The following is a 21,287-nucleotide window of genomic DNA, read 5'->3' as shown; positions in this document are numbered from 1 at the left end:
GAGGTGATGATGGCAGATGCAGCCTTGAAGCCGGTCCTCTCTAGGTGGCGTGCAGCCGCGCCGTTGATCGCGAGCGCTCTTTTCGCTCTCCTGATAGCGGTCTGCACCGCCCCCGCTTCGGCGAAAATCCGCTGCAAGGGAATCTTCCAGGTCAACAAGACCGGTTTGGTCTCGACCCAGATCTGCCGGGACCGGCAGATCGCACGGGTCGCGCGCAGTTACGGCTGGCGCGTTTCCGATGCGGAAGTGCGCAACAACCCCCTCAAGAAGGTGGAGATCTGCCAGGCGATGGGCGGCGACACCCGGCTGCAGGGCGCTTGCGGGGCCTATGGGCCGCAGAACCTTTGGTGATAAGCGCCTCCCGGGCTGGCCGGCTAGGCGGTTGAGCGTGCCGCCTTGGCCTTTGGCAGGCTGTGCGCCTCTTGGCCATCTTCCAGATAGAAGCTGCGGACCGTCTGCAGACCATCGTCGAGGTCGTAGACCAGCGGCTTGCCGGTCGGCACTTCGAGGCTGGGGATGTCCTCGTCGGAGATTCCATCGAGATATTTGATGAGACCGCGCAGGCTGTTGCCATGGGCGGAAATCAGCGGCGTGCGTCCCTGCATCAGCAGCGGCTCCACCCGTTCCTGCCAAAACGGCAAGACGCGCGAAACCGTATCCTTCAGGCTCTCGGTGAGGGGCAGATGCCGCCGCGGCACGCCCTTGTACTTGGCCTGGTTGCCTGGATAGCGCGGATCGTCCTCCGTCAGAGCGGGCGGCTGGACGGCATAGCTCCGGCGCCAGATATGTAGCTGCTCGGCGCCGACCTCTTCCTTGACCACGTCACGCTTGCGCCCTTGAAGCGCACCGTAATGGCGTTCGTTGAGCCGCCAGTTGCGCTCCACGGGCAGCCAAGTCTTGTCCAACGCTTCGAGAACGATCCAAAGCGTATGGATGGCGCGGTGCAGATACGAGGTAAAGCATTGATCAAATTCAATATTATGATCTTTCAGGAGCTCCGCCGCGCGCTGGGCCTCCTCGATGCCGTTGTCGCAGAGGTCGACATCCGTCCAGCCCGTGAAGATAGCATCGCGGTTCCAGACGCTTTGGCCGTGTCTAAGCAAGATCAGGCGCGGCATTGGGCTCCTCCTTGCAAATTCTCCGCCGGGACGGTTTATGGGGCCACAAGCGAAAGGGCAAGGCGGACATTCTTGCAGCCACCGTTGTGTCTGGCCGTTATTTGCACGTATTTCAAAGCCAATTTCCTCCTCGACGGCGGTATTTTGTCAGGTTTTCGCGACCTTTCCTGACATGGCAGGAATCGCGGTAAACTGGCTTCAACCCCACCACACCTGCGGAGAGGCATTGTGCGGCTCATCTTCTCAATCCTGACGGCTATCGTGGTCTTGATCGCGGGCCTGATTTTCGTCGCCCCGATGTTCATCTCCGCGGACGATGTGCGGAACGAGCTGTTCGCGCGGGTCGAGCAGATGACCGGCTACCGGCTTCGGGTGAGCGGCCCGTTGGATATCACCGTGTTTCCTTCTCTCGCCCTCGTGGCCGAAGATGTCGGGATCGCGCAGCCGACCGCCGGCGGCGACAAGGAGTTCGCGAAGGCACAGGAGGTCCGGTTCGATCTCTTGTGGACCGGACTTCTGCAGGGGAACGTTCGCGTGCGCGAGGTGACCCTGGTCAATCCGGTTGTCGCCGTGCCGCAGACGACGGCGTCGGCGCCAGCGCCGGCACAGCCTCCCCAACCAGCTCCACCCGCCGCACAACCGGGCGCGGCGCCAGCCACGCCGGCTGCGCCATATGCTCCCGCCGCTCCAGCATCGCCCGCGGCTCAGGACGGGCAGTCGGGCATGGCCGCGTTCGCCGAGCAACTGAAATCGATTTCTCTCGACAAGCTCGTCATCAAGAACGGCACTGTGACCTTGCCGTCGTCCGGTGGAAAGCCCGGGACCAAGATCGCGAAGCTCAACCTCACGGCTTCGCTGCCTGGATACGACGAGCCGATGAACCTCGATACGTCCGCCGTGGTGGATGGCAAGGCGATGACGCTCGGCGCCGCGATCGGAAACTTCGGGCCGTTCCTCGGCGGCGCCACGGTGCCCGTACGCATCAAGGCGAGCCTGCCCGGCACGCTCGACGATCCGGTGAGCTTGAGCGGCACCGCATCCTACAAGGACGAGACGCTGACGCTGCCTCAGTTCAGCGCCAAGTCCGGTGACAAGACACTGTCGGGCTCGGCCCTCTACAAGGACGGCGCGGCGACGCTCAGTCAGCTCACCGGGACGATGGGACGCGATACCTTCGCCGGCACCGTGCACTACAAGGACAAAATTATCACCATCAACCCGTTGCGGGCGAATGTGCGCGGCACGGTTCTCGCCGGCCAGGTTCAGGCCAGTCTCGCGAACAAGGTGCCTTATGTAGTGGCCGCATTCGGCGCAAAGACGATCGACATCAACGCGATGACAGGGAGCAAGAAGTCATCGCCGAAAAAATCCAAAAGCTCGAATTCCGGCGGCGCGAAGAAAGAAGGCGGCGGGGCCAAGCGCGCAGGCGGCAGCGGTTGGAGCAACGACAAGATCGACTTTTCGATCCTGAGATCGGTCAACGGCAAAGTTAATCTGCGTGCGGAGCAACTTATTTACGACGACGTCAAGATCGCGCCCGTCTCCCTCCAGGTCACACTCAATGGCGGTAAGCTCGACGCGAAGCTGGCGCAATTCGGGCTCTATGGCGGCGCGGGCAATGCAACCGTGGTCATCGATGCCAGCGGCAAGCGGCCCACGCAGCGTGTGAACGCGTCCTTGAAGAATTTCGACGGTCGCACGTTCCTCAACGATGCCGCGGGCCTCGACTCCATCGAGGGTAAGGGGACCGTGTCACTCAATGTCGGGACGGCCGGTACCAGTCAGCGGGCGATGGTCGGCTCGCTCGGCGGTAAGGCAAGCGTTGAGTTCAAGAACGGCGCTATTCGTGGCGTCAATGTCGCCAAGATGATCCGCAACCTGGGACAGGGCGCGATCAACGGCTGGCAGGGCGGTGCGGCCGAGAAGACGGATTTCGCATCGCTCGGGGCGAGCTTTCAGATCAAGAACGGTGTGGCCCAAACGAAGGACATCCACCTCGTCGGACCGCTCGTGACGGTGAATGGCGGCGGCACGGTCAACCTTCCCCAGCAGTCGCTGAAGCTTCGCGTCGATCCGCAGCTCGTGGCCTCGCTTGAGGGCCAGGGGCGCCAGCAGGAGATGGCCGGTCTCGGCGTGCCGGTCATGATCGTCGGGCCTTGGGCGAACCCGAAGATCTATCCTGACATCAAAGGCATTCTGGAGAACCCCGCCGAGGCAATTGCGCGCTACAAGCAGTTCGGCAAGGACCTGAAGAATCTGCCGGGCGGGCTGGGTGGCGCCGCCGGCGCGCTGGACGGCGTCGTCAAGGACGGCAAGATCGACAAGAACAAGCTGATCGAAGGCATTGGTGGACTAATCGGCGGCGGCAACGTCGCGCCGCAACCCAATGCTGTGCAACAACCCAAAGCCGCGCAACAGCCTAAACCTGCGCAGCAGCCAAAAACCGGCGCGGCGACGGGCACGGCGCCGACGACGAACCGCACGGCTCAGCCCGAGACCCAGACCCAAAATCAGGCCCAGGACAACACCAAGAAAAAGAAGCTGAAGCCCGAGGATATCGGGAAGCAGCTCCTCAACAATTGGCTCTCCGGGCAATAGACGTGTGACGCATTGCCCCCAGGCCGCTGTTTGACAAACGTTGGCCGCGCGCTAGGCTCAACGTCATGCAATCGCTCCTCGAAGTCTGTCAGGGTACACCGCTTGCCGAAGTTCCGGCGGGCGAGGTGTTGCTGACGGAGGGCACGACGTCGGGACATCTTTACGTCTTGAAGGACGGTGAGGTCGAGGTCCTGCGCGGCGAGACGCAAGTGGCGGTCGTGGACGAACCGGGCGCCCTGTTCGGCGAAATGTCGGTGCTGTTGCAGCGGCCCCACACGGCGACCGTCCGCACCATGACGCCTTGCACCCTTTTCGTGTTCGACGATGCCGCGAGCTTCCTGCGGTCGCGCCCCGAGATTGCGTTTCACGTGGCGCGGCTCCTCGCAAGCCGGTTGAACTCCGCAACCTGTTATTTGGCGGACATCAAGCAACAGTTCGAAGATCGCGCGGACCATCTCGGCATGGTCGGCGAGGTGCTCGACACGCTGATGCACACGCACGAAAGAGAGTTCAGCCCTGGTCCGGAGCGGGAATCGGATCCCCGTCTTTAAGCCAATCGGGGAGGGCGCGAAGGTTCGGCACCGGGCGCGCCAAATCTTCCGTCAGGCGGACATGCTGGGTTCCCGCCGCCGAGAACCAGATCGCTTCTTGTTCGTCGGTGTCCATGATGACGTGGGCGGGCGGGGCCCCCAGATAGTGACCCGTGTTGAAGACCCAGGTCGCGCCGACGCGATCCACCCATGATCCATCCGCCACATAAGGCGCTTCGTGCACGTGGCCGCACATGACGATGTCCGGCTGGTACTCCTCAATCCAGCGCAGTAGCGCGTCGTCTCCGAAATAGCGTTGACCGCTCCAGGCGATCGGCGATTTCGACGGCGGCGCATGGTAGATCCAAATCCAACGCCCCTCGCGGTCCTTGGCGGCCTTCTCGAACTGCCGGCCGATCTCGGCCTGTGACACCGGACCGTCCCACCAAGGGCAGGCCGTGAACAGGATGTCGCCGATACGGGTCGTCTCGCCATCCGACAGAACGCCGTCCTTGCGGCGCCCCGTCAGCCAGCGCGCCGTCCATTCGCCGGCCTCGTTTTTCGAATCGAGGTCGTGATTGCCCGAGCAGATGAGAAGCTTCGTCTTGGTGCGAATGCGATCGAAGTACTTCCGGACCACGGTGGCCTGCGCGCGGCCGTCCACCAGCGAAGCGAGGTCGAGATGGTCGCCTGCCATGACCACGACGTCGAAATCGCCCGCGACCCCGACGACCCAGTCGAACAGCGGCAGCGAATAGTGCAGGTCGGAGACCAGGAGCAGGCGCATGGCGTTTCCACCGTCAACAGTTTGCTCACCTTGTTCGCAGGTTCCCCGTGCAAATCGGAGAATCGGCGACGTCGTGAACGGTTCTTTTGGGGTCCCCCGGTTAGACCTGCACCATCGCTCGCAGGCCTCCAACGGCACCAATGATCAGCATACGATGATGCTCAACCTGATGACACCCTTCTACGGACGCAAGCGCTTCTTGAGGCGGCAGCGTCCGATCTGCTTCCGGACCCTGGCCCGGCGTCACCAGCTGGTGGAGCTGTTCGGCCTGACAGGTGCGATCGCCCTGATTTGGCTCGGCATGCAACTCGACAATCGCTTGTCGACTGTCCCGGTGCCCGAAGTGACGACTGTCGAGTCCGCAAGCGCGGATCTCATCATCGGCGTTCCCGTCGGCCGGCATCGCGCTCTCTAGCGCGTAGCGATGGCGGTGCCGCGCCGCGCCGCCCGCCAGGCTTCCCGCGGACCTCAGTGCAATTACGCGCCATCCGCCCGCGCCTTGCGCATTCCCCCTATGAGACTGCTTAAGCAGACGGCAATCGCCGTCGCTGCGACGTTTTGCCTGCGACTCAATTCAGAAAGCGGTTCTGAAGTCGGAACACAGCACGCCAAACTTACGTTGGTCTCCGGTTTGGAATTTTCATCCGAAGGGTCGGGATGAACCGTCGCGAGTTTCTGGTTGCTGGCGGAGGAAGTGCGTTGAGCGCGATTGCGCCGCGCGTTGCCGACCCGGCTTGGGCCGAGGAACGTAGCCGGTCGTTCAATCGCGATGAGATTGTTGCGCGCGCCGAGACACTCGCCGCACGGCCTTACGAACCGCCGCAGAAGGTCGGGGATCCCTTTCGCGCGCTCGGATATGATCAGTACCGTGACATTCAATTTCGGCCGGGCCATGCGATCTGGTCGGGCGACAAACGCGGCTTTGTGCTCGAGCTCCTGCATAGCGGGTTCATCTACGACACGCCGGTCGACGTTCATCTCGTCGAGAACGGTGTCGAAGCGGCAGTGCGTTACGATCCCTCTCTATTTGCATTCGGGAAGAATGAGCTGCCGCATGAGCCCGGCGCGCGCCTCTTCAGCGGTATTCGCCTGCGCTATCCGATCAACACCCCTGGCTATTTGGATGAGATCGCCGTCTTCCAGGGCGGGAGCTATTTCCGTTCGGTTGGCGAGGGGCAGGTCTATGGCGTGTCCGCCCGCGGGCTGGCGATCGATACCGGAGAGCCGGAAGGGGAAGAGTTCCCCATCTTTCGTGCGTTTTGGGTCGAGCGGCCGGCAGTCGGTGCGCGTATCGCAACGGTGCACGCCTTGCTGGACAGCCCGCGCGTCACCGGCGCGTTCACCTTTCAGATCATGCCTGGTCACTCGACCCTGATGGACGTGGATGCGACGCTGTTCGCCCGCGCGGAGATCGGCCATTTGGGTCTTGCGCCGCTTACCAGCATGTATCTGTTCGGCTCGATGGAGAAGCCGCGCTTTCCGGACTATCGCGACGCGGTTCATGATTCCGACACGCTTACAATTGCCGAGGCTGGCGGCAACTGGGTCGTGCGGCCCCTCGCAAATCCTACGTCGCTCCAGATGAGCGCGTTCGCGGCCAACGATGTAAAGGGCTTCGGCCTGCAACAGCGCTCGGTGCGCTACACCGATTTCAAGGATCTCGAAGCAAAGTACGAGCTGCGGCCGAGCATTTGGGTCGTGCCGCGCGAGGGTTGGGGCGAGGGCGTCGTGGAGCTCGTCGAGATCCCGTCCGACAGGGAGTTCAACGACAACATCGTCGCCTTCTGGCGGCCCTCCCGCGTGCTCAAGCCCGGTGCGCCGATGCACTACGCCTACGCCTTGCGTTGGGGACGCCCCCTGACCGAGAGTGGTCTTGCGCGCGTGAAGGAAACCAATGGCGGACTGACGCTGGATCGCAGCCGGCAGCTCTTCGTCGTGGACTTCGAGGCGCCGCTGGACGTGGAGACGCCGGGCGGCCGCAAGGGCGCGGACTATTTCCCGGACGAGATCGAGCCGAGCGTTTGGGCGAGCGCCGGCGAGGTCGCCAACGTCGTCGGATACCCGAACCGTGCCACGGGCGGCTATCGGGCGAGCTTCGAGCTGGACACAAGCGGGGTCGACCTGAGCGAGCTTCGGCTCGCGTTGGAGCATCACGGCGCGGTCGTCAGCGAGACCTGGCTGTACCGGTGGACGGGCTGAGTCATGATAGAGGCCGCAACCAAGTCTCTCAGCCCTACAGCACTCGTGCCGCCGGAGCAGGGGCTGACCATGCCGCGGCAGTGCCTCAGACACTGGCCGAGTCCGCGCCATCTTGGGTGGCTGTCCTGGAAGGTTCTGCTCGCGCGCCTCTTCGTGTTCGCGACCGCGGGCGCTGTCACCATGTACGGGGCGACGCAGATGTACGCCATCGTGGGGCAGAGCAATGCCACCAGTCTGCAGGTGCTCCTCGTTATCCTGTTCGCCTTGGCATTCGCGTGGATCACACTGTCGGCGGCGACCGCGCTGCTCGGCTTCTGCATTCTGGTCAGCCGGCGCCTTCGTGCGCAAAGCACCGAGCGTGCCACGCCCCTGACGACGCGAACGGTGATCGTGATGCCCGTCTACAATGAAGATCCGGACATGGTGTTCGGGTCGCTGGGCGATCTGGCGCGGGGACTCGCGGCAAAGGGATGCGCAAAGCATTTCGAGGTCTTCGTTCTCAGCGACACGAGCGACGCCGAGACGGTGCGCCGCGAAGAGATGGCGGCGCACCGGCTTCGGTCTCTCGGCAGGCATGGCATCCTTGCGTATTACCGCAAGCGGCAGAACAATGAAGGCAAGAAGGCGGGTAACGTCGCCGAGTTCGTGCGCCGGTGGGGCGGCCGCTACGATTTCATGATCGTTCTCGACGCAGACAGCACGATGACTCCCGGCGCGGTGATCGCGCTCGCGCAGGCCATGGAAGCGGAACCCCGGACCGGTCTCATTCAGACCTTGCCCCATCTCACCGGCGGCGAAACGCTGTTCGCTCGGCTCCAGCAATTCGCCGCGGCCGTCTATGGACCGCTTCATGCATCGGGCCTTGCGCTTTGGTTCGGGAACGACAGCAACTACTGGGGCCACAACGCGATTATCCGAGTGAGGGCCTTTGCCGAAGCGTGCGGGCTCCCGGACCTCCGCGGCGTGCCGCCTTTCGGCGGACCGATCCTCAGTCACGACTTCGTCGAGGCCGCCCTGATGCGCCGGGCCGGCTACGGCGTTTCCATGCGGCCCGATATCGCCGGCAGTTTCGAGGGGACGCCGCCGACGCTGTCCGAGCACGCCGCACGCGACCGCCGTTGGGCACAAGGCAATCTTCAGCACGCCCGCATCGTCGGCGGGGCGGGGCTTCATTGGATGAGCCGGTTCCATCTCGTCAACGGCATCATGAGCTATCTGGCGTCGCCCATCTGGCTCCTCTTCTTGGCGACCGGCTTTGCCTTGAGTTGGATCGCCGTGGCGGTCCCGATCGACTACTTCCCCCGCGACTTTGCGCTCTATCCGACCTGGCCGCAGTTCGATGCCCGGCAGGCGTGGTCTCTGCTGGGCGTATCCCTGGCGGTGCTGCTCATGCCGAAGGTGCTGGCCTGGGCCGCGGCCATGATAGACGGTGGCAGGCGCACGGCCGCGGGCGGGGGCCTCGCGCTGACGGGCAGCGTCGTTCTCGAAGTGTTGTTGTCCTCGCTCCTGGCGCCGGTGCTGATGCTTCTGCAGAGCCGCGCCGTGCTGGAAGTGGTCCTAGGGCGCGATTCGGGCTGGGCCGCTCAGCAGCGGTTTGCGGCGGATGCCTCCTTCACAGCCTTGGTCCGGGGGAATTTGGGGCTGACGGCCATGGGGCTCGCCCTGTCGTTCGCCGCGTTCAGCGTGTCCGTGTCGGTCTGGCTGTGGCTTCTGCCCGTGTGGCTGGGACTGACGGCCGCCATCCCGCTTGCCTATGTGACAGCGCGGCGGGGCGTGGGCGCCGCAGCCTTGCGGGCAGGCCTGTTTCGCATCGCCGCCGAGCGCCGGCGCGACAAGGAAGCCTCCATGCCCAAGGGCGAGGCCGTACCGGGGTAGGTTCTGCTAGTTGCCGAACAGGCCCTTAAGCGGTCCGTTGCCGCCGAACAGACCGCCGCCGGAACGGCGCTGGGGCTGTTCCTTCTTGGGCGCAGCTGCCGTGCTCGTGGTTGTGGTTGTCTGCTTCGGCGGGCTGGACGTCGTGGTCCGTCGCGATGGGCTGGCGCCGGAATCGGACGGGGCGGCGCGGCTTGGCTCCGCAGCTCGCTTCTGGGCGGGCGCGGGCGCGAGAGCGGCCTGCTCGATCCAGCCGCCGGCGCCGCTATTCACGTCCTGAATACGCAAATACCTGCCTTGTTTCGCCACGGCGCGGAACGGCCGCCCCATAGGAAGGCTGTAAAGCGGTGTTGCGGAGGGACTGGGTGAGGACAGCACCTGCACGGGCTGCTTCGAAACGAGCACCTTGCCGGCAAGGGGCGAGTCCGGCGGCAAGGGCGTGCCCATGGTCGGCCGGTTGTCGGCTGCCGCCGAGCCCGAGTCGTCGGCCGGCGGCGCAACGTCAACCGTCATCCCCAGCGTGTCTTTGGTAGTCGTGTCTTCGGTGTCGATCAAGAAGAAGACACCCGCGACAAGGCAAAGGCCGATCGCCAGAAGAATTCCGAGTAGCTTATGCTCGGCCATGAACGTTACTCCCTACGCAGATGCGCACTATGCCACAGGCCAGACCCCCGATCCAGCGCGCCACCCCGGCAGGCATGCGTGCTGACCGATGGATGTCCGAACCGGCCCATCTGAACCGGCCCGTTCGTGCCCCACGGCGATCTAGGCGGTTTCCGTTAATGACACGTGTCGGTGGACGCGCGCTTTGTAGCGGTCTCGACCGCCCCGAGCTCCGGAAAGTCGCGGGGCGCCGCGTCGATGATGGCGCGCATCTCGTCGTAGCGCGCGGGATGGCTCTTGCTGCCCAGCACCACGCCCACGATAGTCTGGCCGCTCGGTGCGCGCCATGCCGTGACCAGATTGTAGATGTTCTTGGACACGTGCGATCCCGTCTTGGCGCCAATCACGGATCCTTCGCCGAGGATTTCGAGGCTTGTCTTGAGCGTGACCGTGCGGGGCTGTCTTCCCTCGATATGCAGCGTGCGCTCGGTACAAGCCCATGCGGGCAGGAGCCGCGGATCCACGAAGATCTGGGCGGCGATCAGCCCCATGTCGCGCGCTGTCGCGGCGTTCTGGGGCGACAAGCCGTACGGGTCGGCAAAGGTCGCATTGTGCGCACCGAGCGTCTTGGCCGCGGCCCCCATTTCTTCGACGAAACGCGCCGTGGCCTTAGCCGTGTCGCCGCGCTGGCCCTCAGAGGCCAACAGGTCGTGCCCGACCGCGTCGGCGATGGCGAGCGAGGCGTCATTGCCGGAGACGAGCACCATGCCATAGAGCAGGTCCTGAAGCGTCCAGACATCGAGCCGCTTGAGCTTCGCGGACGAGCCGCCGGCGAGGTGCGGCCAGTTGATCTTGATCGTCTCGGAGAGCCTGTCGCCCATCCGGTCCACGAGGAGGTAGGCTGTCACCAGCTTGGTGAGGCTGAGGATCCGGAAGACTTCGTCGGGGTTCTTCTCATAGAGGACTTCACCCGTATCGGCATTCAGCACGAACACCGATTTCGCGCTCACGTCCGGCGGTTCGATCCCCTTGTTCATCGCGCTCGACTGTGCCGTTCGGTGCAGCCCTGTCAATGCTATCGCCGAAACCACCGTCACGGCGATGCAAGCTAATCCGAAAAGCCGCCCCCATCTTTGCAACATGATCCGGCGCCACCGCGTTTCGTTCGAGTGTCGTTGAGCAATCTATAATAAGGCTCGATGACAGTTCCAACGGTGCGGTGGTCGCACGGCATGCCGCAAGGCCGCCCCGCGTGTGTTTCGTATAGGCATTGACGCTGGCCGCCCCGGTCCTACTTACCCATAGGAGCTTCTGCCATACGACGCGCCGTCGGCTTCGGACCCGAGTTGCCGCTGTCGTCGAGTCCGAGAGCCTCGTGAGCCTCGGACGCTTTCTCGAAGACATGCGGTGCGAGTCCGCGTTTGCTCAACGCCTCCTGCATCTTGAGGCGCATGAAGGCGCTGGTCGTATACCGGGTGGTCGATGCGTAATGATGCTGCATCATATACTCGATCATCGCGGCATAGTCGTCGTAGAGGTCCTCCGCAATCCGGCTGCCATCGTGATTCACGACGGCGTTGACACGCTTGCCGGCCTTCTCGCAGGCATCGCACAGGACCTTCTGGAGGTCGTCGATATCGCTCTTCTTGCGGACACTCCAGCCTTCGAGGTTCAGGAACAGGATGTTCCGATCCGCGTCGTAGCTGACGCGCTCCCAGAGTTTCAGGTTCATCAGGTCGGACAAGAGGTCCATCGGCTCATCGAAGAAGATGCGCCGTTCCATGCAGATCGGATTGATGCTGACGGGCTCGAACTCCATGTGGGGGAGAATGTCCCGATCAATGTCGATGCCCGGAGCGACCTCGATTAGCTCGAGCCCATCGGGGGTCAGCTGGAACACGCAACGCTCAGTGACGTAGATCACCGGCTGTGAGCGTTGCTGCGCGAAGTGCCCGCTGAACGTGATCTGCTCGACCTGCTTGACGAACTTCTTGGCGCGGCCCTCCTGAACGATCTTGAGCGTGCCGTTCGCGATCTCGACTTGCAGCCCGCCCGCGGTGAACGTCCCCGCGAACACGACGGCGCGGGAGTTCTGCGAGATATTGATGAAGCCGCCGCATCCGTTGAGGCGGCCGCCGAAGCGGCTGGTGTTGACGTTGCCTTGCGCATCGCACTCGGCCATGCCGAGGCAAGTGAGGTCGAGCCCGCCGCCGTCATAGAAATCGAACATCGTGTTCTGGTCGATGATCGCGTGGGCGTTGGCCGAGGATCCGAAACTCGATCCGCCCGCCAGCACGCCGCCGACGGCGCCGGCTTCGGTGGTGAGGGTGATATAGGGCGTCACCTTCTCCTCGTTGGCGATCGAGGCCACGCCGTCGGGCGCGCCGACGCCAAGGTTCACGACGCCGTTGGGCGGGAGCTCGAATGCGGCGCGGCGCGCGATCACCTTGCGGGCATCGAGCGGCATCTTCGGCATGGCATCCACCGGCACGCGGATTTCGCCGGACAGCGCCGGATCGTAGATCACGCCGTAATTCATGCGGTGCATCTCCGGCGGGTCGGCGACGACGACGCAGTCCACCAGAATGCCGGGCACCTTGACCTCTTTCGGCTTTAGGGACCCCTGCTCGACGATGCGCTCGACCTGGGCGATGACAAGGCCACCGTTGTTGTAGGCGGCCATGGCCTGGGCCAGGCTATCGAGCGTCAGCGCTTCCTTCTCCATGCTGAGATTGCCCGACGGATCGGCGCTCGTGGCGCGGATGAAGGCCACATCGATCTTGGTCGCCTTGTAGAAGAGCCACTCCTCTCCCTCGACGTCGACGAGCTTGACGATGTCTTCCTTCGTGATGTCGTTGACCTTGCCGCCGTCGATCCGCGGATCAACGTAAGTGTGAAGGCCGACCTTGGAGAAGAGGCCGGGCTGACCGGCGGCACAGGCCCGGTAGAGTTGAGAGATCACGCCTTGGGGCAGGTTGTAGCCGCAGATCTTATTTTGTTGCGCTGCCTCGGCTACCTTGGGCATCCGCCCGAAGTTGGCGGCGATCACGCGCTTCAGAAGACCCTCATGGTGCAGACGGCCGGTGCCAAGGCCCTTACTGTCGCCGGCGCCGGCGCACATGATCAGCGTGAGGTCACGGGGGGCACCTGTCTCGACAAAACGCTTCTCTAGGGCAGCGTGAAGCGCTTCGGGTATGCAACTTTGAACAAAACCCGTAGTCGTGACGACGTCGTTGTCACTGATCAGCGCGATCGCTTCGTCAGCATTGATGACCTTGTCTTTCATGTCCGTCCGTTTCCTCTGGGGTCTTCTCTTTTCGCACTTGCGAAAAGGGCACAGCTTTTTGGAAGCCCAAGAAGAAGGGCCTCATCGGACCAGCATTAGACCAAAGCCTCATTGACTTCCAGAGCGCGTCTCACCGAGTCGCGGATGCCAAAAACGGACCGGCGGGCCGGGGGTCTATCGCGGCGCGGTCCTCGGGAGTGGCACGGCAGGGCTTCTTTCTCGCCATGCCGCACGCCGCTCCGTCGCGGTCGTGCAGGACGGCGCCCGGGCCTGCGCCGCCGGGATCAGATGATTTCGTCTTCGTCGAACAGCGGGTCTTCTTCCAGCTGGCCGGTCAGCAGGTCTATCGTCGCCGCGGGGTTGTCGTCGGCGCGAATTCTGGCCACGTGAAAGAGGCCGTCGCCCTCGTTGACCACGGGCAGATTGGTGCGACCCACCAGCAAGCCCGGCTCGCCGGCAATGATCTCCGTCTCGATTTCGCCGAACGGGTTGGAGATCAGTCCGAGGATGTCGCCGGACTCCACACGGGCGCCGATCGTCTTGACCGTACGCAACAGTCCGCCTGCCGGAGCGCGAAGCCAGAAACTCGACGAGGACCGCATCGGTGCGACCTGCGGCTTGGCGATCCCTTTGGCCCTGACCATCCCTAGATGACGCATGACCCGCAGGATGCCCATGACGCCCGTTCGCGCAGAAACTTCGTCGAAGCGCAAGCCTTCGCCAGCTTCGTAGAGCAAGATGTCGACGTCATGCTCTCGGGCGGCCTGACGCAGGGATCCATCGCGAATCTTGGACGTCATCACGATCGGAGCGCCGAAGACCTCGGCGAGCGTCATCGTCTCCGGCTTTCGCGGCGAGACACGGACCTGCGGCAGGTTCGTACGGTGGATCGCCGCGGAGTGCAGATCGATGCCGACATCGGACCGCTTGACGATCTCGGTCATGAACATCTTGGCGAGACGCGCGGCGAGCGATCCGACCGCGTCGCCGGGAAAGGAGCGGTTGAGGTCGCGCCGGTCCGGCAGGTAACGCGAATGATTGAGGAAGCCATAGCTGTTGACGATGGGGATCGCCAACAGCGTGCCCTTCACCGTATCGAGGCTCGGCATACGCAAGAGCCGGCGTACGATCTCCACGCCCATGACCTCGTCGCCGTGGATCGCGGCGCTCACAAACAAGGTCGGTCCCGGTTCGCGTCCATGCACCACATGGACCGACATGGTGACGGGTGTGTGGTCGGACAGAACGCTGACGGGGAGGTCAACGGTCTGCCGTGCGCCTGGCGGGACTTTTCTGCCGCCGATCTCGAATGGTTTGCGCCTCAAATTCAACCCTTGCCGCGTGTCCGTGTCTTGCCGGGCTTTGCTTCTTTTTCGAGGAACTCAATCATCCTTCCGGCGATATCGATGCCTGTGGCTTTCTCGACACCCTCGAGCCCTGGGGACGAATTCACCTCCATGATAACGGCACCGTGGTTGGCGCGCAGCATGTCGACGCCGCAGACATTCAGCCCGAGCGCTTTTGCCGCGCGTACCGCCGTGGACCGCTCCTCCGGCGAGATCTTGACCGTCTGAGCGGAGCCGCCCCGGTGGAGGTTGGACCGGAACTCGCCCTCCGCGCCCGTGCGCTTCATGGCGGCGACGACCTTCCCCCCGATGACGAGGACACGAATGTCGCTGCCGCCAGCCTCCTTGATGAACTCCTGCACGAGAATGTTCACATTGGCGCCACGAAAGGCCTCGATGACCGACTTGGCGGATCGATCGGTGTCCGCAAGGACCACACCGATGCCCTGAGTGCCTTCGAGGAGCTTCACGACCAGCGGGGCGCCGCCGGCCAGCCTGACGACTTCCTCGGTCTGTTTCGGATCGTGAGCGAAGGTTGTGACCGGCAGGCCGATCCCATCGCGCGCCAGAATCTGCATGGACCGCAGCTTGTCGCGCGAGCGGCCAATGGCGACCGACTCGTTCAAAGGATAAACGCCCATCATCTCGAACTGCCGCAGCACGGCCAGACCGTAAAAGGTCACAGACGCGCCGATGCGGGGGATGACAGCATCGTAGTGGGGCAGCTTCTCGCCGTTGTAGTAGATTTCGGGGCGGCGCGAGGCGATGTTCATGTAGCACCGCAACGTGTTGATGATATGCAGCTCGTGGCCGCGTTCCTCCGCTGCTTCCTCCAAGCGCCGATGCGAATAAAGGTTTGGGTTGCGAGCCAACATAGCGATCTTCATATCAAAACCCCGGTGTCAACAGATTAGGCAAAACGAGGCGCCAATGCGTCCTCGACACGTTTCACGGCTACGTCTCGTTCGACTCAAGCGGCGCGGGCCCGATGGGCTCTCCGGCGAGATACGACCGGCCGGGGTTGACGATTAGTCGCTGCGTGCGAATCGCCGTTCTCCCAACAATCATGTCGAATTTCATATTCTCACGGTCTGCGAGTGAAATCTCAATCACCCAAGCGCGTTTGCCGAGAATCATCGTCGTCTTGATTATGGGACGAGTCTCCGCCACGCCGCCCGTGTTCTTAATGTTGCGCACGTCCTCAAGCTGTGCCTCGTAGCGCACCTTGGATCTTCGGCCGGCCGCCGGGAGCGTAAAGCTTATCCAATGCTGCCCGTTGCGTTCGAATCGCTCCATGTGGTCCGTATTCAGCGCCGAGGTTCGTGCCCCGGTGTCGATTTTGGCGCGCATCGATGCAATGCCGAGTTCGGGAAGGGCGACATGCTCGCGCCAGCCGATCTCACGGCCGTCGAGACGTTTCGAACGAGGGACGCGTTTCTTCATGTACGGAAGTCCTTGCCGCGACGGGCACCAACGAGGTCAGAGCACCATACTGTCTTTCGGCTGAACGTGAAGCAGCAACGGGCCGACCATGCGGTTATCAAGAACCGGCGGGCGCGCTTCAGAACCCCATACGGTTGCACGCAGGATCCGCTCTACTCGCCCTGCCAGAGTCCACGCAGGACTTCCTGCAAATGGGCTTCTAAGTCCCGGGCCAGTTTCTCGGCATCGGCCGCGACCCCCTCGATGGCCCGTCGGCGCGGCGTGTCGGCGAAGGGCTCGGCTGCATCGTGAAGAAATGCCGCCGCCTCCAGAATCTTCCTGTGGGCCACTCGAGCCTCTTCCAGATACGTCTCCGTGTTCATCGGGTTCAGGCCTCTTAGCTGACGGGAGTTTGAAAAAGCAGGACGCACCTAGGTTGCGGCGCCGGCAGGCAGGTTATCGTCACGGGGAAGGCCCGGATGCCGGTACAATCCGCGCCGCGCCGCTCCAAATATCCTGGTAGGCCCTGATCTTCAGTTCGGCGATTTCGTTGGGTGTGCTGACGATCGTCGTTGGGCGCGTTGCGGCGAGGTCCTTGAAGGACTGTGTCACCGTCCATGCGCGCTTTCCGTCCACGATGATCAGCCGGTCGTGCAACGGGGCATTGGCGAGGCGCACCTGTAGCGGTCTCTTGTCCCCGTATTGCTGCTTCCAGATTTCGCGTGCCGCCTTCAGTGTCGGCTCGTGCTTATCGGGATCGGTCAGGACACGGACGACAACGTTGTCGGGGGCACGTTCCGCATAGGCCTTGAGAATGGTTTCATCAGCAAACGGATCCACCAGGAGTACATCGCTGACCGCCGTCCTCAGCACATCGCCGACGGCTTTGTGGGCTTCTTCGAGATCTCCGGCGGGCACATAAGCGCCGACGATTGCCGTTTGGACCTGCAGTTCAAGACGGCCCAGGACGCGGCGAAGCAAAGAAATGACGATGCGCGCATTCGTCGCTCTCAAATGAGCGTTCGCGATTTGCGCCACGACCATCTTTGCCGCGTACTTCGCGTCGAAGATCTCCAGAATGTCCGGCATGGGGACAATTTCGGACGCGCGCTCGATCAAGGCGATCGCCGCTGCGAGCCAGTGGTCTTCCTCAGCGCTCAGCGCGCCCTGCCGATTGAAGTTCGGCACCTGGGACAGGAGAATGCCGGCCCGGTGATAGAGTTCGTCAGATGTGCTCATCACAAGCAGCCATCGTCGCTTTCGCGGGCGCCGCGCCCGGCTGGGTCTTGGTGTGTCTCCAGCATGACAACGCCCATCCGATCATGCCTATGGCCATTGGTGATCCATGCCCATCCAGGTAGACTACCGGGACTGGAGCTGAAGGGTAGGGTCGATGGCCGACTCGGTCAAAGCGTTCAGTCGCGTGTTTCTAACGCGGCTGCTCAAGGGGCTGCTTGCGATCGCAGCTTTCGGCCTGCTGCTCTGGGTGGGCATCACGGTCTATCGGCATTGGACCTACGATCGCCACGTCAAGAAGGTTGCTGTCAGCGTGACCGTCCATCCGCAAGGTGCCGGAGCGATCTGCTCCGACGCTAGAGACCGTCCACTATTCGTCGACATCGTCAACAACTCGCCGAAGACCGTCGAGGAGATAAGCTTTAGGCTCAGGGCCCAGCGCAAGGGGGACACCACTAACCTGGCGAGCCGCCGTGCTTACAACAGCAACAAGATCCTGAAGCCGGGAGAGGCCTGGGGCGGGTGCTTGCCGGCCGTGTTGCAGGACGGTGTAAGTGTGGATCCGCTTGGCCTCGAGTGGAGCGTCGGCGGGCGCATCGTCACGTTCGAATAGCCGGCCGTTATGCCCCGGCAAGAAGCCCGTGAGGGCCGGGCGGCGCCGGAGTTCTGCGCTCTTTCGAGCGAATGCAGAGCAGACTGCTAGGCTTCGTCGGGAAGATCGTCGGAAACGCAGGCCTGGACATCTTCGTCCCAATGGGTGCCCGAGGGGCAGTCGTCTTGAGCAATGGCCCCTGAGGAAACCGCCATAAGAGCGAGCGCGGCAAACAATGCGATGAGAGGCCTCATGGATCTGCTCCCTATAACGAACGCCGGAGACCGGCGAAGAAGACTACTAGGGCCAGATCGGGGCAAAGCCGCGACCAACCGATAGCGGCCTGGCGCATTTTTCAAAGCCGTATTGCGGCGGCCGCGCAAAACCATTCTCACCAGGAGTGGGCAGTCAGAGCGCGGGGCAGCCAGCCTCAGGTGTCAGACCCCATCTTCGGGCGAGCCGCCCCGAACGTGCACGTCGCGCTGCGGGAACGGAATGGTGATATTCGCGTCGCGCAAGGCCGCGAGGATAGCGAAGCGGAGCGCACTGCTCGTTGTGATGCGCTCGCGCACGTCACGCAAGAAGACGCGGAGCTCGAAGTCGAGCGAGCTGTCGCCAAAGCCGGCAAAGTGCACGACCGGAGGCGGATGCTTGAGAACGCCGCGATGCGACCGGGCGACTTGCAGCAGCGTCGAAGAGAGCAGTTCCATGTCCGTGCCGTAGTCGACGCCAACCGGCAAATCGAGGCGGCAGCTCTTGTCGAGATGCATCCAATTGACCACCGGATCTGTGATGAGTGTGGCGTTCGGAACAATGACGGATTGCCGGTGGATCGTCTCGATCTCGGTCGACCGCACACTGATCTTCTTGACCGTTCCCTCCTGGTCGCCAACCCGGATGTAGTCACCGATCTTGATCGGCCGTTCGGCGAGGAGAATGAGACCCGACACGAAGTTGTTGAAAATACTCTGCAGGCCGAAGCCGATGCCGACCGACAACGCGCCCGCGATGATGGCAAGGTTCGAAAAGTCGACGCCGAGATAGGATATGCCCGCGAGCGCGGCTAGGACGAAGCCGAGATAGCCGATCCCGATCCGGATCGATTCGTGCAGGCCGGATTCGCTTCTACGGCCGGCGAAAACACGGCCCGTAACCCAGCGCTGTACGAACCGCGTGAGAGCCAGGCCCAGGGCAAAGACGCCAAGCGCGATCAGCAAGGACTGAAGCGAGATCCGTATCGGGCCAAACTGGAATCCGAAAAAGGCCGCCTTGATCCAGCTGTGAACCTCGACCCAGTCGAACCGCCACAGCAGCAGGAGGATCGTGATGCCAACTGCGAGGATGGCGATGTCCAAGAATAGACTGGCGATGATCCGCATCGTCAGGAGCGATGGCGCCCCCATGTCCTCGTCTTCCTCGGCATCATCGTCGATGGCCTGGCCCGAGATCACGCTGACGCTCGAGATGGACTCCGCGCCCAGGTGGAGCAGATACATGATCCACACCACGCCCGCCGTCGACACGGCATGCGTCCCGATGAACTGCGCGAGCGACGCGTAGCCGAGGAGCATGGCCAGCAATATGGCGCCGGTGAGAACGGCGGCGAGCGAGAACAGCCAGCCCCGCCAGCCGCTGAGAGCGGCTTGGCGTATCTGCGGTCCTTTGTGGATGGTCCAAAGAACCGAAGCGAGTAGGAGCCCGCACAGCGCGGCGAAGAGGGTCGAGCGGAAGACCGAAACCTGATAGGGCGTGAATACGATCAGGTCTTTCAAGACGAACAGTTTGTCTAGCAGCCAGACGGCGATCAGCGCCCACAGCAAAACCGCCACCTTCCAGGCCACCGCGTCGGTTGCGTGCACTATTCTTTGAACGCCGTCCTCCGGAACGAGCGTCTCGCGAACGAGGGATGCGAGCAGCGCGGCCCAGGCGATTGCGAACAGCGCTTGCGGCAGGAAGGCGTCGAGCGTGGGACCGGCCAGCCCAGCCGATACGGCGATGAGGCCGAATGCGGCGAGCCCTGCGAAAATGGGCAAGCACGTGCGCAGCAAGGCTTTGATCACAGCGATGCCCCGGTCTTGAAGACTGGCGGGTTGACCGGCCTCGACCGCGCTCGGCGCCAAGCGGCGAACAAAGCGGCTCGTCGCGTAGGCGGCACCGAACGGTGCGAACACTAGAAGCCCGAATACAAGGACGCCTTTGCTCCAGGCTTCAGCGATCCGCTCTTCAGATTCTGCGAAAATGCGGACGAATTGCTGGGGCAGTGTTTCAAGGGCAGTCGGAAGGATGGACGAATACAGGTTGGGAACCGGCCGAAAAAGCGAGTCCGTAAAGCGATCACGGCGCGCCTCGTTGGCCTGGTCGATCACCTGGCCTGCGCGCACGAACAGCACATCCGCTTGCTTCAGCTTGCCGTCAAGGTCCGCGACTTCGTCCTCGAGTTGCTTCCTTTGCTTGGCAATCTCGTCGCTTTCCGGCGGCGCCCCGTCTTCGGGAGCGGGGCCGAGCTTTGCCAGCCGCTCGCGCCGGTCCTCCAAATTCGGCCGGAGTTTCGCACGGCGGTCGACGATCGTCTGGCGGAGCCCTTCGAGCTCGTCCGGAATTGTTCGCAGGTCCTCGTCGGTCGTTGAGGAATCGGCAATCTCTCGCTCAGCAGCCTCGATTTTGGCGCGCCATTTATCGAGCTTCTCGCTGAAGGCCAGAACGCCAGGGTCGGCAACGATAGCTTCGGGGGCTCCCGCTTCGGCAACCGGCGTCTTTGTCCCATCCTGGGCGATGGCGAGCGGGGAGGCCACCAGCGTCAGGAGAAAGCCCAAGACGGTTGCTATGCGTGAGAGTCTCTGCGTTGGCCCAAACATTGGCACGGTCGATTCATCTCCTCGGCGAACAGCGGCCGGAAATTCCCTTGAACTTCCAAGGCCGGTTTTACCGGCTGACGTTCAGCCACGACAATGAGGAAGATTGACGGCAGGCCGGTACAGCACTGGCCCGAGTTCGTACCCGCCTTGGTTTTTAAGCCAAATTCAGCGGAAACCGCCCGATTCTGCGAGGCTCAGACCAAGCGCGAACGCCCCATCACCGGCCATGGTGAGCACCGAGCGTTGCCGTCAATCGGAACGCCTCATGGTGAACGCCATAAACGCCGCATACAGGAGAGCGGACAGCAAGGCATTCAGGAGGTCGAACTGGTACCAGATAGGCCCCTCGGGGTCGGTCACTTCGTAGATCGCATCGGTGATCGGACCGTAGAACAAGATCGCCATGCCAAGGCCGAGGCATACCAGCTGTGCCAGCAGCTGGCGGCCGGAATAGGCCGGTCCCAAGCCGCGGAAAAGACGTCCCCAGAGGATGTAGAGGATGACGAAAACGCCCATCGCCAGCAACGAATAGACAAGGTAGAGCGACGGGGTGGAGGTGATGTCCCAAGACGCTCTCAGGGCCAGATTGACTTCAATGAAGTCCGCAACCAGCGTGCTGATTGCCGCGAGCAGGAAAAAGACGAGGGCGTCGCGGTAGAGGTTCGGCCGGCGCGCCACGGGCCGCGATCCGTCAGGCAGCTCCAGAAAGGCATCGAGCTCCTTGCCGCACTCGCTGCAGAATTTGTCGTCATCGGCGAGGGGCGCATTGCAGCTTGGGCAGACCTGAGTCATCGGTAATCGGTGCTCCTAACACTCTTGCATTGCATTGGCCGGCATCAGACC

The 21,287-nt window shown here is 63.0% G+C and carries 20 protein-coding genes; 7 read left to right on the top strand and 13 right to left on the bottom strand.

Annotated elements, in window-relative coordinates:
* Positions 1 to 6: 6 nt before the first annotated feature.
* The gene (locus GL4_RS00975; RefSeq protein WP_156137335.1) at positions 7 to 351 is read left to right on the top strand and encodes a hypothetical protein; all 345 of its coding nucleotides are present in this window, start codon (positions 7 to 9) and stop codon (positions 349 to 351) included.
* Positions 352 to 374: 23 nt separating this feature from the next.
* Here GL4_RS00975 and gpmA read toward each other — a convergent pair whose 3' ends face one another.
* Complete coding sequence (gpmA, locus tag GL4_RS00970) at positions 375 to 1,118, bottom strand: 2,3-diphosphoglycerate-dependent phosphoglycerate mutase (RefSeq protein WP_045363560.1); 744 nt, start codon at positions 1,116 to 1,118, stop codon at positions 375 to 377.
* Positions 1,119 to 1,346: 228 nt separating this feature from the next.
* Here gpmA and GL4_RS00955 point away from each other — a divergent pair, with 228 nt between their 5' ends.
* Positions 1,347 to 3,716, top strand: coding sequence for an AsmA family protein (locus tag GL4_RS00955; RefSeq protein ID WP_052464012.1), 2,370 nt, complete (start codon positions 1,347 to 1,349; stop codon positions 3,714 to 3,716).
* 65 nt (positions 3,717 to 3,781) lie between these two features.
* Positions 3,782 to 4,267: a Crp/Fnr family transcriptional regulator gene (locus GL4_RS00950; RefSeq protein WP_045363551.1), complete on the top strand. Its 486-nt coding sequence runs from the start codon at positions 3,782 to 3,784 to the stop codon at positions 4,265 to 4,267.
* On the opposite strand, the gene GL4_RS00945 is transcribed toward GL4_RS00950, so the two are convergent.
* Entirely contained in the window at positions 4,227 to 5,033 is an 807-nt protein-coding gene (locus GL4_RS00945; protein WP_045363548.1) for a metallophosphoesterase family protein, read from the bottom strand. The two genes, GL4_RS00950 and GL4_RS00945, sit on opposite strands and share 41 nt — an antisense overlap.
* Before the next feature lie 73 nt (positions 5,034 to 5,106).
* Between GL4_RS00945 and GL4_RS00940 the strand changes: the two genes are divergently transcribed.
* The 3 genes from GL4_RS00940 (at position 5,107) to mdoH (ending at position 9,107) form a co-directional block, all read left to right on the top strand.
* Entirely contained in the window at positions 5,107 to 5,448 is a 342-nt protein-coding gene (locus tag GL4_RS00940) for a hypothetical protein (protein WP_156137334.1), read from the top strand.
* Positions 5,449 to 5,732: 284 nt separating this feature from the next.
* Positions 5,733 to 7,232 (top strand): OpgD/OpgG family glucan biosynthesis protein, encoded by a 1,500-nt coding sequence (locus GL4_RS00935; protein WP_172653265.1) that lies wholly within the window; start codon positions 5,733 to 5,735, stop codon positions 7,230 to 7,232.
* 3 nt (positions 7,233 to 7,235) lie between these two features.
* A complete protein-coding gene (gene mdoH / locus GL4_RS00930) occupies positions 7,236 to 9,107 on the top strand; it encodes a glucans biosynthesis glucosyltransferase MdoH (RefSeq protein WP_082025383.1) in 1,872 nt (623 codons plus the stop codon).
* Between the two features lie 6 nt (positions 9,108 to 9,113).
* On the opposite strand, the gene GL4_RS00925 is transcribed toward mdoH, so the two are convergent.
* From GL4_RS00925 to GL4_RS00890, 8 genes are all read right to left on the bottom strand, one after another.
* A complete protein-coding gene (locus GL4_RS00925; RefSeq protein ID WP_045363538.1) occupies positions 9,114 to 9,728 on the bottom strand; it encodes a hypothetical protein in 615 nt (204 codons plus the stop codon).
* A gap of 155 nt (positions 9,729 to 9,883) precedes the next feature.
* Positions 9,884 to 10,744 (bottom strand): D-alanyl-D-alanine carboxypeptidase family protein, encoded by an 861-nt coding sequence (locus GL4_RS00920; protein WP_045363535.1) that lies wholly within the window; start codon positions 10,742 to 10,744, stop codon positions 9,884 to 9,886.
* A 254-nt stretch (positions 10,745 to 10,998) separates the two neighbouring features.
* A complete protein-coding gene (locus tag GL4_RS00915; protein ID WP_045363532.1) occupies positions 10,999 to 12,993 on the bottom strand; it encodes an acyl CoA:acetate/3-ketoacid CoA transferase in 1,995 nt (664 codons plus the stop codon).
* A 284-nt stretch (positions 12,994 to 13,277) separates the two neighbouring features.
* A complete protein-coding gene (locus GL4_RS00910; RefSeq protein WP_045363529.1) occupies positions 13,278 to 14,318 on the bottom strand; it encodes a succinylglutamate desuccinylase/aspartoacylase family protein in 1,041 nt (346 codons plus the stop codon).
* A 2-nt stretch (positions 14,319 to 14,320) separates the two neighbouring features.
* On the bottom strand, positions 14,321 to 15,226 hold the full coding sequence (gene rimK, locus GL4_RS00905; protein WP_045363526.1) for a 30S ribosomal protein S6--L-glutamate ligase: 906 nt from the start codon (positions 15,224 to 15,226) through the stop codon (positions 14,321 to 14,323).
* A gap of 67 nt (positions 15,227 to 15,293) precedes the next feature.
* Positions 15,294 to 15,782: an ATP-dependent zinc protease family protein gene (locus GL4_RS00900; protein ID WP_045363523.1), complete on the bottom strand. Its 489-nt coding sequence runs from the start codon at positions 15,780 to 15,782 to the stop codon at positions 15,294 to 15,296.
* Positions 15,783 to 15,934: 152 nt separating this feature from the next.
* On the bottom strand, positions 15,935 to 16,144 hold the full coding sequence (locus GL4_RS00895; RefSeq protein ID WP_045363520.1) for a hypothetical protein: 210 nt from the start codon (positions 16,142 to 16,144) through the stop codon (positions 15,935 to 15,937).
* A 79-nt stretch (positions 16,145 to 16,223) separates the two neighbouring features.
* On the bottom strand, positions 16,224 to 17,000 hold the full coding sequence (locus GL4_RS00890; RefSeq protein WP_052464010.1) for a phospholipase D-like domain-containing protein: 777 nt from the start codon (positions 16,998 to 17,000) through the stop codon (positions 16,224 to 16,226).
* Between the two features lie 154 nt (positions 17,001 to 17,154).
* On the opposite strand from GL4_RS00890, the gene GL4_RS00885 reads away from it, so the two are divergent.
* Complete coding sequence (locus tag GL4_RS00885; RefSeq protein WP_045363517.1) at positions 17,155 to 17,610, top strand: hypothetical protein; 456 nt, start codon at positions 17,155 to 17,157, stop codon at positions 17,608 to 17,610.
* Positions 17,611 to 17,696: 86 nt separating this feature from the next.
* On the opposite strand, the gene GL4_RS17360 is transcribed toward GL4_RS00885, so the two are convergent.
* The 3 genes from GL4_RS17360 to GL4_RS00875 all read right to left on the bottom strand — a co-directional run bounded on the left by GL4_RS17360 (position 17,697) and on the right by GL4_RS00875 (position 21,236).
* Positions 17,697 to 17,843 carry a hypothetical protein gene (locus tag GL4_RS17360; protein WP_156137333.1) on the bottom strand — a complete coding sequence of 49 codons (147 nt, stop codon included), beginning with the start codon at positions 17,841 to 17,843 and terminating at the stop codon, positions 17,697 to 17,699.
* A gap of 183 nt (positions 17,844 to 18,026) precedes the next feature.
* Complete coding sequence (locus GL4_RS16460) at positions 18,027 to 20,402, bottom strand: mechanosensitive ion channel domain-containing protein (protein ID WP_052464009.1); 2,376 nt, start codon at positions 20,400 to 20,402, stop codon at positions 18,027 to 18,029.
* Between the two features lie 291 nt (positions 20,403 to 20,693).
* Positions 20,694 to 21,236, bottom strand: a complete 543-nt coding sequence (locus tag GL4_RS00875; protein ID WP_045363514.1) for a zinc ribbon domain-containing protein — start codon at positions 21,234 to 21,236, stop codon at positions 20,694 to 20,696.
* Positions 21,237 to 21,287: the final 51 nt, after the last annotated feature.

Origin of the sequence: Methyloceanibacter caenitepidi, assembly GCF_000828475.1 — a bacterium.
Taxonomy (GTDB): domain Bacteria; phylum Pseudomonadota; class Alphaproteobacteria; order Rhizobiales; family Methyloligellaceae; genus Methyloceanibacter; species Methyloceanibacter caenitepidi.
The sequence above is the reverse complement of the archived record's forward strand: the minus strand, read 5'-3'. Positions and strand labels throughout refer to the sequence as shown.

Coding starts and splice junctions, on each gene's coding strand:
- GL4_RS00975 (WP_156137335.1), top strand. CDS start 7: ATGATGGCAGATGCAGCCTTGAAGCCGGTCCTCTCTAGGTGGCGTGCA.
- gpmA (WP_045363560.1), bottom strand. CDS start 1,118: ATGCCGCGCCTGATCTTGCTTAGACACGGCCAAAGCGTCTGGAACCGC.
- GL4_RS00950 (WP_045363551.1), top strand. CDS start 3,782: ATGCAATCGCTCCTCGAAGTCTGTCAGGGTACACCGCTTGCCGAAGTT.
- GL4_RS00945 (WP_045363548.1), bottom strand. CDS start 5,033: ATGCGCCTGCTCCTGGTCTCCGACCTGCACTATTCGCTGCCGCTGTTC.
- mdoH (WP_082025383.1), top strand. CDS start 7,236: ATGATAGAGGCCGCAACCAAGTCTCTCAGCCCTACAGCACTCGTGCCG.
- GL4_RS00925 (WP_045363538.1), bottom strand. CDS start 9,728: ATGGCCGAGCATAAGCTACTCGGAATTCTTCTGGCGATCGGCCTTTGC.
- GL4_RS00920 (WP_045363535.1), bottom strand. CDS start 10,744: ATGAACAAGGGGATCGAACCGCCGGACGTGAGCGCGAAATCGGTGTTC.
- GL4_RS00915 (WP_045363532.1), bottom strand. CDS start 12,993: ATGAAAGACAAGGTCATCAATGCTGACGAAGCGATCGCGCTGATCAGT.
- rimK (WP_045363526.1), bottom strand. CDS start 15,226: ATGAAGATCGCTATGTTGGCTCGCAACCCAAACCTTTATTCGCATCGG.
- GL4_RS00900 (WP_045363523.1), bottom strand. CDS start 15,782: ATGAAGAAACGCGTCCCTCGTTCGAAACGTCTCGACGGCCGTGAGATC.
- GL4_RS00895 (WP_045363520.1), bottom strand. CDS start 16,144: ATGAACACGGAGACGTATCTGGAAGAGGCTCGAGTGGCCCACAGGAAG.
- GL4_RS00890 (WP_052464010.1), bottom strand. CDS start 17,000: ATGAGCACATCTGACGAACTCTATCACCGGGCCGGCATTCTCCTGTCC.
- GL4_RS00885 (WP_045363517.1), top strand. CDS start 17,155: ATGGCCGACTCGGTCAAAGCGTTCAGTCGCGTGTTTCTAACGCGGCTG.
- GL4_RS17360 (WP_156137333.1), bottom strand. CDS start 17,843: ATGAGGCCTCTCATCGCATTGTTTGCCGCGCTCGCTCTTATGGCGGTT.
- GL4_RS00875 (WP_045363514.1), bottom strand. CDS start 21,236: ATGACTCAGGTCTGCCCAAGCTGCAATGCGCCCCTCGCCGATGACGAC.